12 protein-coding genes are annotated in these 12478 nt (G+C 55.9%); 7 read left to right on the forward strand and 5 right to left on the reverse strand.

Annotation, left to right across the window (positions count from 1 at the left end; all coding sequences use genetic code 11):
- Positions 1-56: 56 nt before the first annotated feature.
- Complete coding sequence (locus HGO37_RS02330; RefSeq protein ID WP_250981960.1) at positions 57-1922, reverse strand: ABC transporter ATP-binding protein; 1866 nt, start codon at positions 1920-1922, stop codon at positions 57-59.
- A gap of 377 nt (positions 1923-2299) precedes the next feature.
- On the opposite strand from HGO37_RS02330, the gene HGO37_RS02335 reads away from it, so the two are divergent.
- Complete coding sequence (locus HGO37_RS02335) at positions 2300-2758, forward strand: tRNA (cytidine(34)-2'-O)-methyltransferase (protein WP_250981961.1); 459 nt, start codon at positions 2300-2302, stop codon at positions 2756-2758.
- Positions 2759-2773: 15 nt separating this feature from the next.
- Here the strand turns inward: HGO37_RS02335 and HGO37_RS02340 are convergent, their stop codons facing one another.
- The gene (locus HGO37_RS02340; RefSeq protein ID WP_192488404.1) at positions 2774-3049 is read right to left on the reverse strand and encodes a hypothetical protein; all 276 of its coding nucleotides are present in this window, start codon (positions 3047-3049) and stop codon (positions 2774-2776) included.
- 145 nt (positions 3050-3194) lie between these two features.
- Here HGO37_RS02340 and hemF point away from each other — a divergent pair, with 145 nt between their 5' ends.
- The 3 genes from hemF (at position 3195) to HGO37_RS02355 (ending at position 4919) form a co-directional block, all read left to right on the forward strand.
- Positions 3195-4106 (forward strand): oxygen-dependent coproporphyrinogen oxidase, encoded by a 912-nt coding sequence (gene hemF, locus HGO37_RS02345; RefSeq protein ID WP_250981962.1) that lies wholly within the window; start codon positions 3195-3197, stop codon positions 4104-4106.
- 261 nt (positions 4107-4367) lie between these two features.
- Positions 4368-4643 (forward strand): hypothetical protein, encoded by a 276-nt coding sequence (locus HGO37_RS02350; RefSeq protein WP_192488402.1) that lies wholly within the window; start codon positions 4368-4370, stop codon positions 4641-4643.
- 90 nt (positions 4644-4733) lie between these two features.
- Positions 4734-4919, forward strand: coding sequence for a DUF1059 domain-containing protein (locus HGO37_RS02355; RefSeq protein ID WP_192488401.1), 186 nt, complete (start codon positions 4734-4736; stop codon positions 4917-4919).
- 4 nt (positions 4920-4923) lie between these two features.
- Here HGO37_RS02355 and HGO37_RS02360 read toward each other — a convergent pair whose 3' ends face one another.
- Genes HGO37_RS02360 through HGO37_RS02370 form a run of 3 tightly spaced genes read right to left on the reverse strand, consistent with a single transcriptional unit; the run spans position 4924 to position 7429 of the window.
- Positions 4924-6180, reverse strand: coding sequence for a CCA tRNA nucleotidyltransferase (locus tag HGO37_RS02360; protein WP_250981963.1), 1257 nt, complete (start codon positions 6178-6180; stop codon positions 4924-4926).
- A complete protein-coding gene (locus HGO37_RS02365) occupies positions 6177-6809 on the reverse strand; it encodes a CoA pyrophosphatase (RefSeq protein WP_250981964.1) in 633 nt (210 codons plus the stop codon). Before HGO37_RS02365 ends, HGO37_RS02360 begins: the two co-directional genes overlap by 4 nt.
- On the reverse strand, positions 6806-7429 hold the full coding sequence (locus HGO37_RS02370; protein WP_250981965.1) for a DUF1285 domain-containing protein: 624 nt from the start codon (positions 7427-7429) through the stop codon (positions 6806-6808). Before HGO37_RS02370 ends, HGO37_RS02365 begins: the two co-directional genes overlap by 4 nt.
- Before the next feature lie 283 nt (positions 7430-7712).
- Between HGO37_RS02370 and HGO37_RS02375 the strand changes: the two genes are divergently transcribed.
- Genes HGO37_RS02375 through HGO37_RS02385 form a run of 3 tightly spaced genes read left to right on the forward strand, consistent with a single transcriptional unit; the run spans position 7713 to position 12477 of the window.
- Positions 7713-8723, forward strand: coding sequence for an AAA family ATPase (locus HGO37_RS02375; protein WP_192488397.1), 1011 nt, complete (start codon positions 7713-7715; stop codon positions 8721-8723).
- Positions 8724-8749: 26 nt separating this feature from the next.
- Positions 8750-9670: a DUF58 domain-containing protein gene (locus HGO37_RS02380; RefSeq protein WP_250981966.1), complete on the forward strand. Its 921-nt coding sequence runs from the start codon at positions 8750-8752 to the stop codon at positions 9668-9670.
- A complete protein-coding gene (locus HGO37_RS02385) occupies positions 9667-12477 on the forward strand; it encodes a DUF4159 domain-containing protein (RefSeq protein ID WP_250981967.1) in 2811 nt (936 codons plus the stop codon). Before HGO37_RS02380 ends, HGO37_RS02385 begins: the two co-directional genes overlap by 4 nt.
- The last annotated feature ends 1 nt before the right edge of the window (position 12478 follow it).

A 12478-nucleotide genomic window follows, 5' to 3' on the forward strand; every position in this document is an offset into this window, starting at 1 on the left:
ATATTTTGGTAATGATCAAATACAAAAGGGCGGGGAATGCCCCGCCCTTTTGTTTGTTATTCCGCAGCAACGTCGTCATCATTGTCCTGGATGAAGCCGCCGGACTGCCGGTGCCAAAGATCGGCATAAATGCCGCCTTTTTCAACCAATTCGCCATGCGATCCAGCCTCAACGATATGGCCACGATCCAGAATGATCAGCCGGTCCATTTCTGTCAGTGTCGAAAGCCGGTGAGCAATCGCAATAACCGTCTTGCCCTGCATCAAGGCAAACAGGTTTTCCTGAATGGCAGCTTCCACCTCGGAATCGAGTGCCGATGTCGCCTCGTCCAGAATGAGGATCGGAGCATCCTTCAGGAACACACGGGCAATAGCGATACGCTGACGCTGACCACCCGAAAGCTTGACACCACGTTCACCCACCTGCGCATCGAGACCGGTGCGACCATGCATGTCCTCCAGCGTTTCGATGAAGTCCCACGCATTGGCGCGTTTTGCAGCCTCGATGATCTGCAAATCCGTTGCCCCCGGATGACCGTAAGCAATGTTGTCACGGATCGAACGGTGAAGAAGCGAGGTATCCTGCGTCACCACACCGATTAACGAACGCAGACTGTCCTGCGAAACGGTCGAGATATCCTGTCCGTCAATGGTTATACGTCCGTCTTCAAGATCATAGAAGCGCAGAAGCAGGTTCATCAGCGTGGTTTTACCGGCGCCGGAACGACCGACAAGACCAACCTTTTCACCGGCACGAATCTCCAGGGTCAGATTGTCGATAACGCCCTTTGTCCCTTCAGCCCGTGCCTTTCCGTAATGGAACTGCACATGCTCATAGCTGATGGCACCTCTTGGTGCTGCCAATGCAGGCGCATCTGCCTTGTCGACGATATCATGCGCTTTGGTCATCATGCCCATGCCGTCATAGACAGTACCGATGTTTTCAAACAGCGATGTCACTTCCCACATGATCCATTGCGACATGCCATTAACGCGCATGGAAAGACCGATCGCCACGGCAACAGCACCTGTCGTCACCGAACCGTTCAGCCAGAAATAAAGGCCGAGGCTGGCGGTCGAAAACAACACAAAGGCATTGTTGAGATCGATGAGAATGTTGAAGCCGGAAATCTTGCGCATCTGGCGATGCACGGTTTCCAGAAACATGTTCATGCCATCACGTGCATAAACCTCTTCACGCCCAGCATGTGAAAACAGCTTGATCGTCGAAATATTGGTGTAGCTGTCGACGATACGCCCGGTCATCAACGAACGCGCATCAGCCTGCTCCTTGGCCAAACGCCCCAGTTTTGGAACGAAATACACCAGAATAAGAATGTAGAAACAAAGCCATGCAAGTAGCGGCAGCACCAGACGAATGTCTGCGGCTGCAACAAGAAACAGCATCGAAACAACGAAGCTGATCGCGTACACGAACACATCGATAACCTTGAGTGCCACTTCACGGATCGCAAGGGCCGTCTGCATGACTTTGGTCGACACGCGACCCGCAAACTCGTTTGCAAAGAAGGTCATGGAGTGGCGCAGCAGAAACCGATGCATCTGCCAGCGGGCGATCATTCCAAAGTTACCAGCCAAGGTCTGGTGCATGGTCATGGTGTGCAAGGCACCCATAAGCGGCAGGGCAATCAACACAAGTGCGGCCATACCGATCAGATGCCAGCCTTCATCCTGCAGGAATGTTTCGCGGTTCGCCGTTGCTAGCCAGTCAACAATGTTACCCAAAAACTGGTAGAGCATGACCTCGGCAATAGCGATGCCCATCGACATCAAGCCAAGCAACAGCAGCCAGGGTGCAGCCGGTTTTGTATAATGCCACAGAAAGGGTAGCAACTTCGGAGCCGGAGCCACCGGCGTCGAAGAGGGAAATGGATCAAGACGTTTTTCAAACCAGCCGAACATGGCCAAGCTCCGAAGAAAATGCACCCGAAATGCGAACTCACGGAGAAAACCGGGACCGCGAACGGGAAAATCATGGAATGCGGCCACGACAGCCACATGACGATACTGAAAAGAGTGAGAAACCGCGTAAGTTCCGCGTTAACGCCTAGGCTCGAAGAAAGCCCACGGGAAACGGAAGGTGACGGCGAACAGATATATTCATGGTGAACCTCCCTTTTTGGCGTTGAAGATGCCACCTTTTAAATCAAAAAACGTTGTCTGCCTAGGGGCCACGAGACACGCTCCGTCAATATGACACTGCCCCACTGAATGGTTGTGGCTTTTCAGGCACAATCTGTCGTGGTAACCGCCTCGCAATTCTTGCAATTGGAAAACACATGCCCGACATCAGGATCGCCCTTTATCAACCCGATATTCCCGGCAACACAGGAACGATCCTGAGACTTTCCGCCTGTCTTGGCATTGCCGTCGACATCATTGAACCAGCCGGTTTTGATATTTCCGACCGCAACCTCAAACGTGCCGGCATGGACTATCTGGCCGTTGCTGCTTTGACGCGCCATATCAGCTGGACACATTTTGAAGAGTGGCGGGCAACCACTGGACGCCGTCTGGTTCTCGCCTCCACCAAGGCTGCCCTTCCCTATACAGACATCCAATACAAGCCAGACGATATTCTGTTGTTTGGCCGCGAAAGTGCCGGGGTGCCTGATCATGTGCATGACAAGGCCGATGAACGCATCATCATTCCAATGATCGAAGGTCAACGTTCCATCAACGTTGCCATGTCGGCCGCCATGATAACTGGCGAAGTGTTGCGTCAGGTTGGGTTTTAAGTCTGATTTTGACGGTCAGTCGGCAGACGGCAGGCGACGCATGGTAAATTCGATGCGATCCCCTTCCAGCTGACGCCAGCTTTCCACCTCTGTCCAGTAGGCGGCCTTGGGAAAGGCGTCGAACCATTCACGCGCCTTGGCGCGAGCATCCTCGCGGGTGAGACAAAATGTCTGGCGCACGAACATGCCGTGTTTTTTTGCGCCCTCCCCGACAAGGGCTTGTTCCCTGCGATGGGCGTTAATACGCCGTTTTAGGCCGTCCAGCGGTGGCGGTCCGGTAAATTTCGTCATGACATTCACCTCTGCCAATAGGATATTCTGGCGAAGGGCGATTGGCGAGTCGAAATTGTGCGCAAGCCTCGCGCCTGATAAAGCGGCGACAATATAGGCGAATCAACGTCAGGCGTTCGCGCGCAAAACATGCAGGAGAGCGGACATGGACCGGCCGCAAATGCCCAAGGGCTTGCCAGAAGACATTGAGGACAAGAAGGAAGCGGCACGCGCCTGGTTTGAAAGCCTGCGCGACACCATCTGCGCATCCTTTGAAAACCTGGAACGCGAACTTCAGGGACCGCTTTCTGACCAGGAACCGGGTTACTTCGTCGCCAAGGACTGGCAACGCGAAGGCGGGGCTGGCGGCGGTGGCCGCATGTCGATGATGGAAGGCCGCGTGTTTGAAAAGGTCGGCGTCCACACCTCAACAGTGCACGGCGAATTTTCGCCAGATTTCCGCTCGCAGATCCCAGGCGCCGAGGAAGATCCAACTTTCTGGGCCTCCGGCATCTCGCTAATCGCCCACCCGGTCAATCCCAACGTACCGACTGTCCATATGAACACACGCATGGTGGTCACATCCAGTCATTGGTTCGGTGGTGGTGCAGACTTGACGCCTATGCTGGCACGCCGCCGCACGCAGGAAGATGGCGATAGCCAGCTTTTCCACAAAGCCATGGAAATCACCTGTCGCCGCCATCCGGTTGCAGATTACCCACATTATAAGAAGTGGTGCGAAGACTATTTCTTCGTCAAACATCGCAATGAAGCGCGCGGTATCGGCGGCATTTTTTTCGACTGGCTGCACCCCGATGAAGAAAAGGGCGACTGGAATGCTAATTTTGCCTTCGTTCAGGATGTCGGTCGCGCCTTCAATCTGGTTTACCCGAAGATTGTACGCAGCAATTTCAATACGCCATGGACGGAAAATGATCGTGACGAGCAGCTGATCCAGCGTGGCCGTTATGTGGAGTTCAATCTGCTCTACGACCGCGGCACACTTTTTGGACTAAAAACCGGTGGCAATGTGGAATCCATCCTGTCGTCCCTGCCACCGGTCGTCCGCTGGCCATAAAATCTTCGCTGAAACGACCGGCGTGTCGGCGAAAAAACCACGATAACAATGACCTGAAACGGGTAGCAAAAACAGGCTCGTCAATCGACCCTTTATGAGTGCTCCAGAGCTGTATGGAGCACCAAAATGGCGCACGCTGGTTTGGTGGCAGTCATAATATTAATCTTCACGAATATTTCACCGAAACCCCTATAATTAGGGGTTAATGAAATGCATGAGTGGTGTTAGTCTCCAGCCAGACGTACTGGAGGAGCTATCGTCATGATTACTTCAAACAGCATGCAGTTGTCCGCGTCCCCCAAAGCCCAACCACATTCAATCGAAACACCTGAATTGATTGATCGTCTTGCGACGGAACTCCGCGCAAGCGGTGATCGTGATCTGCCACATGCGTTCTATGTGGAGCAGGTTAAACGCACCCTTTCCGGCGACATCAATCCGGAAGCACTGGTGGCGGCAAATGATGACGAGGGACTTACTCGCGTATCATCCATGTGCAGCCCATCGGTTTTCCAATGCTGGGCGATGCCTGAGTAAGCCGGAACATAACCGGTAACAGCTCGTTACATAACAGGCAGGGCTAAAAATCTGGCTTTCTTCCCTGCCTTTTGAACAGGGAGTTTCAAAATGCGACTATTTGAATGTGGCACACTGGTGCCCGGTTGCGCATGGCACACACGTGCCGACGACGACGCCGAAGTGGTGCGCCGTACAGTTGAGCACATGCGCACCGCTCATGGTGAAACGATTATTCGTGAAAACATGGTTGAGAACATCAAGGCGCGTATTCGCAGCGAAGCGAATGCGGCCTGACTTGTTAATCCTGCAGCATGGTTTTCAATCGGGCGGTCAATGCCGCCCGGTCAAGTGAGAAGTTGACCTCAACCCACTTGTCTTCCAGCGCAGAAAGCACCTCGCCCACACGCGGTCCTGCAGCAACGCCTTCTGCCAGCACATCGGCACCGGTCAACGGAAAGGCCGGCTTGACAAACGCGTTTGCTCGATTGTTGAGCGTCAATAGTCGGGCGACTTTGCGCATCGCCTCTTCACCCGCCGACACATCAGCACGGGCCGCAGCCAGCGCAAGTTTCAGCCGCATCACTACCCCATCCTTACCCTGCCGATAAAGTAGACGATCAAGTGCCGTTTCTGCCATGGTAGCGTCGGGTGTCTGGGCACCCGCCCACAACAACAGCCGGTTGGTTTCGTTTTTCGACATCCGCAGCCTGCTGGCCATGGCTTCAACTCTTGCCACGTCAGGCGGGATAATCGCCGCAAGGCGTATCAACGGGTCGACCGACCAATTCAAAGACTGCTCGGCAGCAACGAGGCCATGGATAGAATCGATGCCCCACTTTTCCGTCTCCGGCAGCACCTGCGCCAGGACGCCAGACTGCCGCATCCACAAAAGCGAACGCGACGGATCCGGTGCTGACAACAGTTTCTTCAACTCGCTCCAAACACGCTCGGCCGACAGGGTCGACAGCTTGTCTTTGGCACGTGCGCTTGCCCGGAGCCCGTCCGCGTCCGGACGACCGGACCCGTACCAGGCAAAAAACCGGAAGAAGCGCAGTACACGCAGATAGTCTTCTGCCACCCGGGTTGCCGCGTCGCCAATAAAGCGCACGGTTCGGGTTTCAATGTCTGGCAGACCATTGATCAGGTCGATAATGTTGCCTTCGACATCGGCATACAGGCCGTTGATTGTCAGGTCTCGGCGCTCGGCATCAACCTGCCAGTCGGTTCCGAACGCAACGTCAGCACGTCGGCCGTCAGTCGCCACGTCGCGGCGCAGGGTGGTTACCTCGTAACCTTCCCCCTCCAGAACCAACGTGACGGTGCCATGCTCAATGCCTGTCGGGACGGATTTGATTCCCGCATCTTTCGCCCGTTCCACCACATCCTGCGGCAGCAATGTCGTGGCAATATCGATATCGCCAACCGGCATATCCATAAGAGCATTGCGGATTGCGCCCCCCACAATCCTTGCCTCGCCGCCATCAGCGTTCAGCAGACCAAGAATGCGCTGAAGGGCCGGTTTGGAAAACCAGTCCTGCCCGGCAATGCTGTTCATGCGTATAGCCTTTCATAAATCATGCGGACGATACCCGCCGTAATGCCCCATATGTAACGTTCGCCGTAAGGCATCTCGTAGAAGTGCCTCTCATGGCCCTGAAACATCCGGCTGGCAAGCACGTGATTGTCGGGATTCATCAGAAAAGACAGCGGTACTTCAAATACCTCATCAACCTCTGCCGGGTTGAGGATCAGATCAAAACCGGGTTTTACAACAGACAGAACAGGCTTGATGCGGAAACCGGTGCCGGACACGTAATCCGGTAAAACGGCCAACGGCTCGACAAATGAACGTGGCAGCCCTATTTCTTCTTCAGCCTCCCGCAGCGCAGCAATTTCGGCATTTTCATCTTCTTCATCGATACCGCCACCGGGAAAGGCTATCTGCCCGGAATGTTTGCGCAGCGTTGACGTGCGCTGTGTAAAAATCACCCGCGCCTCATTGCCATCATCGACGACAGGCACCAGCACTGCCGCATCCTTCAGTTTGACGCCATCAATGGAAAAGCGCACGGCAGGGTTCAAACGGTGGTCGCCATTCACGCCCGCCGTCTCGAAAGAGTCTTCATTCATTGAGAGCACGCGACGGCGAAATTCGCCCGCGGAAAACTGCATCACATCACTCATTTCGACAACATATCCAGTTCATTCATCGGCATGACTGGAAAAACATCGTCACTTGATCGAACGCAGAACATCTCGGTACCGTCGATGTCCATCGCCTCTCCTAGTGCTGCCAGATCATACATAACCGCTCTTGAAACCAGGGCTTCAAGCCGACCTCGTACCAGCAGATAGGGTTTCAATTCGTGATTTTCACCGTGGATTTCAAAACGGAGCGGATTATCTTTTCCAACAGCCACCACATCCCCCACATTGGTCCGGAATGTCAGTTGTTGTTTAACACCCTCTTTCGTCACCATCATCTCGACGGCAAGAAACGGTGCATCCACCACCTTGATCCCCACTTTTTCCACAGGCGTCACAAGATATGTTTTACCATCTTCGTCTTTTCGCAAAACAGTGGAAAACAGCCGTACCAGCGGCGCCCGGCCAATGGGCGTGCCCATATAAAACCAGGTGCCATCCGCCCTGATTTCCATATCGAGATCACCACAAAATGGTGGATTCCAGCGCTCGACTGGGGCCGGCCCACGCGGTTTATCACCCGTTTGCTCCGCTGCGCGAGAAATCAGGGCAGCAAGACCTGCCGCATCTTTCGCCGAATTTATCGTTTCGCTTGCCATATTCGAGTCCCGCTTTACACGTAATGGAACATGAGTAACGAGATAGTCATTTGAAACATGCTTGTCAGCCGTCAGGATGGCAATAAGCTATATGCAGTGCAGAAAACGACTTAAACTATGCCGCGTAACAGCGTGCAGCGGTTATACGGCCATGGTATACGATAAAACAATGACTTACAGCACGTTACTTGGATATGATGAACCGAAACGTGATTTAAAGCCACGATTCGCCGGAACCGCAGGATGAGCCGAACGGTTCGATGAAAATGTTGAGGAGAGCGACATGGGCATGATGAACACCAGCGAAGCCCTCGATGAAAAGGCGATTATCGCGGCAGCCGAAAAGGCGCTGGCAGATATTGCAGCCATCCGGGCTGATGTTTCCAAGGTCATTTTCGGTCAGGAAAAAGTCGTCCAGAATACCTTGCTCGCCATTTTGTCTGGTGGCCACGCGCTGCTGGTCGGTGTTCCCGGCCTTGCCAAGACAAAGCTGGTGACGACGCTTGGCACGACACTTGGCCTTGATGCCAATCGTATCCAATTTACACCCGACCTCATGCCGTCAGATATTGTCGGTTCGGAAGTGATGGACCAAGATGAGAGCGGGCGCCGCTCTTTCCGTTTCATCAAGGGACCGGTCTTTGCCCAGCTGTTGATGGCCGACGAAATCAACCGCGCCAGCCCGCGCACCCAGTCCGCTTTGCTGCAATCCATGCAGGAATACCACATTACCGTCGCGGGCCAACGTTATGATTTGCCCAAACCATTCCACGTTCTGGCCACCCAGAACCCACTGGAGCAGGAAGGCACCTACCCACTTCCAGAAGCCCAGCTTGACCGCTTCCTTCTGCAAGTCGACGTTGATTATCCGGACCTTGCCGCCGAGCGCCAGATCCTGCTCGACACCACCGGCACCACATCAGGTGAAGCACGCCGCGTGATTGACGCGGAACGCCTGATAGAAATCCAGACCCTCATTCGCCAGATGCCTGTCAGCGACAAGGTTGTTGATGGCATCCTGTCACTGGTGCGTTCGGCACGTCCCGGTCACGGCAATGCACTGACCGACAAGAATGTCGCCTGGGGTCCAGGCCCACGTGCCGGCCAGTCGCTGATGCTGACGGCGCGTGCGCGTGCGCTTTACGAAGGCCGTCTCGCGCCGTCGCTGGACGATGTTTATGCCCTTGCGGAACCTGTACTGGAACACCGCATGGCATTGACCTTCGCTGCCAGAGCCGAGGGCATGTCGGTTCGTGATGTAATTGCAGGACTTGTGGCGCAAGCCAAAGGCTGACCCTCAGGGGCAGAAAAGGAGCGCAAGTGGCATCCATTGGTCAGATCGTCGAGAAGACCCCAGGCCCCGAGGTTCTGGCGCGCGCGCGCCAGCGCGCAAGTCTGGTGCCGGATTGTATGGTGGAAGCCAAACGCATCGCCAACACTGTGATTGCCGGCTGGCACGGCCGCCGCAAACGTGGCATCGGTGAGAACTTCTGGCAATTCCGCCCCTATGCCGAGGGTGAAAGCCTGTCTCGCATCGACTGGCGCCGCTCCGCCCGCGATGATCATACCTATGTGCGTGACCGGGAATGGGAAGCAGCCCATACAATCTGGTTGTGGGCCGACCTGTCGCCATCGATGATGTTCAAGTCGACACTGTCACCGGTATCGAAAGAAAGCCGGGCATTGGTGCTGATGCTGGCATTGGCGGAAATTCTGGCCCGCTCCGGTGAAAGGATCGGTTGTCCCGGCATCATGGAACCGGTCTCGGCACGCAACGCCGCCGAACGACTGGCCGCTGCCCTCATGCATGCACCAATGACTGGCGGCTTGCCGGAAACCAACATGATCAAGGGCGCAAGCGATATCGTGCTGATCGGCGACTTCCTGGATGATGCGGCAAGTGTCATGGAGCGTATTTCGCCCTTAGCACGCCGTGGTTTACGCGGACATGTGGTGGAAATTGCCGACCCCGCAGAAGAGACTTTCCCCTACAGCGGCAGAACCGAATTTTCCGATCCCGAAACCGGTGAGAAGCTGGTGTCAGGCCGCGCCGAAACCATCAAGCAGGATTATACCCGCGCCTATTTCGCCCGCCGTGATGCGCTTGGTTCAGCACTGCGTCGCATGGGCTGGAATTTCGTGTTTCACCGCACCGACCATCTGGCATCCGAAGCGCTGGTGACGATGCACATGTATCTGTCCGGTTCTCCGGCCGGTGCTGTAGGTGGAGGTCGCACATGAGCGCCCTGCCTTTCCTCTTCACCAATCCCTATATTCTCATTGGTCTCGCTGCCCTGCCCGCCATCTGGTGGCTGTTGCGGCTGACGCCTCCACGCCCCAAGGCGGAGGTCTTTCCACCACTCAAAATCCTTGCCACGGTATTGAAACGTGAGGAAACGCCGTCGCAAAGTCCTTGGTGGCTAACCTTGCTGCGCATGGTTCTGGCGGCCTTGGTCATTCTGGCACTGGCCGATCCCGTCCTTAACCCGCGCAACACGTCCGTGGCCAGTGGTGGTCCGCTGGTGTTGGTGGTCGATAATGGCTGGGCGACCTCCATTGACTGGGAACGTCGCGTGCAGACCGTATCGGCGATCATAGACGATGCCGAGCGGGCCGATGTGCCGGTGTCGATCAGCTTTACCGCCGAAACCAGCAATGACGCCGTGCCGACAACCGCGGCTGTGGCGCGCGAAAAACTGGCCGCTGCAAAACCGCGGCCCCTGGTTCCAGACCGGTTCAAGACCGCAGAATCCGTGACCGAGGCATTGAACGGCACCTCGCCCGGTACATTGGTTTTTGTCGCAGATGGCATTGCAACGCCAACGGATCAGGACGCACTGGCTGATCTTGCCAGCCTCTCACCTTCGGAGCTACGGTTGATCGAAGGTGACGGCAAACAGATTTCCGCCATTACGACTGCCACCAATGGCGCCGATTCCATGTCGCTTTCCATTGCCCGCCTGAACACAACGGATGCAGAAAATCTGACGGTGAATGCGCAGGACAGCCAAGGCCGCACGCTTGGCGCCGGAACGGCAGCTTTTGCCGCTGGCGCTGATGAGGCAACCGGCACCATCGAAGCGCCTTTCGAACTGCGTAACGATTTCGCCCGTCTTTCGATCGAAGGTCTGTCAACAGCAGGTTCCGTGCATTTGCTGGATGATGGTTTTCGCCGTCGCCGTGTCGCACTGCTTGCCGGCGATACCGGCAGCGACTTCCAGCCGCTGCTGCTGCCATTGTTTTACATCAGCCGCGCCCTGCAGCCCTATGCCGACCTGATCGAGCAGAGACAGCCTGACCTTTCGGTTGCCATTCCTGAAATCTTGCAGGCTAACCCCTCCGTCATCGTCATGGCCGACATTGGTCGCCTGCCAGCCGAAACCTATGAGCCGCTACAACGCTGGTTGCAGCGTGGTGGCACATTGATCCGTTTTGCTGGTCCACGCCTTGCCGCAGCCCCCGCCGATGACCCGCTGGTACCGGTAACCCTTCGTCAGGGTGAGCGCACCCTGGGTGGCGCCCTGTCATGGGCAGAACCACAGCCGCTTGCCGATTTCCCTAACTTTGGTGCGTTCGCGGGCATGCCAAAAGCCGACGGTGTGTTGGTCAAACGCCAGGTGCTGGCAGAGCCAACACCTGATCTCGCAGAACGGACATGGGCAAGCCTTGCCGATGGAACGCCATTGGTAACCATGCGTGAAAACGGCGCCGGCCGCATCGTGTTGTTCCACATCAGCGCGGAAGCCACATGGTCGGACCTGCCGATTTCTGGACATTTCGTGGAAATGCTACGCCGTCTCGTACAATTGTCAAAAGCCGCGGGAGCAACAGCAGAAGGCAGCGCCGTTGGCAGCCTTGCCCCTTATCGCCTGCTGATGGCAGATGGCACACTGACCACTGAAACCGGTACGGCACGTCCGCTGGAAAACCGTCCCGGTCAAACGCCGATCGCAAATTTCGAAACCCCACCCGGCCTGTACGGCACAGAGGATGGCTTCGTGGCCCTCAACCTTTTACCAGCAGGTGCAAAACTTGCGCCGCTGGATGCCTCGCTTGCCAATCTGCCTGTGCTGCGCGAAGGGTTGATCGGTGAAACAGCCCACTCCCTGCGCCCCGCTCTGTTCATTGCGGCATTCCTGCTGCTGATCGCCGACAGCCTGATCATGCTATTCATAAATGGTGCCTTTGCCCGTCTTCCCCGTGCCAGAGGCTCGGCTGCTGCCGTGATGCTTGCCTTCATGGCAGCACTGTCAATACTGGCACCGGACACGGCCCGTGCTGATGATCCGAAACCCGGCGATGAAGCGATTTTTGAACGGCTTGACACCACGCACCTCGCTTACGTCATCACGGGTGAAAGTGATGTCGATGACATCTCGAAGCGTGGTCTGCAGGGCCTGAGCGAGTTCCTGACCTGGCGCACGACGCTGGAACCCGGCGCACCGGTTGGTCTTGATATTTCAAAGGATGAATTGTCCTTCTATCCGATCATCTATTGGCCGATTTCTGCCACCGCACCGATGCCATCCAGTGCCGCGATCTCCCGCATCGATGCCTATATGCGCGCCGGCGGCACTGTGTTGTTTGACACACGCGACCAATTCACCTCGCTGGGCAACGGTGGTGGTACCAGCGCCAATGGCGAACGCCTTCAGGCCATTCTCGCCAATATCGACATCCCACCGCTGGAACCAACACCGGAAGATCACGTACTGACCCGTTCATTCTATCTGCTGACCAACTTTCCCGGCCGTTACAACGGCAGCCCGCTTTGGGTCGAATCCCGCCAGGATTCTGGAAAGACCACGTCCGGCCTGTCTTCGTCAGGCGATGGCGTGACACCTATTCTGATCACCGGCAATGATTTTGCGGGCGCATGGGCGATTGACGACAATGGTGCGCCTTCGCTGCCAACCGTGCCTCCGGATGAAGTGCAGCGTGAACATGCGTTCCGCTCTGGCGTGAATATCATGATGTATATGTTGACCGGCAACTACAAGGCAGATCAGGTGCATGTGCCTGCCCTGCTGGAAAGACTGGGGCAATGAT

It is taken from the genome of Rhizobium sp. CG4 (assembly GCF_023701965.1).
In the GTDB taxonomy this organism is placed as follows: Bacteria; Pseudomonadota; Alphaproteobacteria; order Rhizobiales; family Rhizobiaceae; genus Agrobacterium.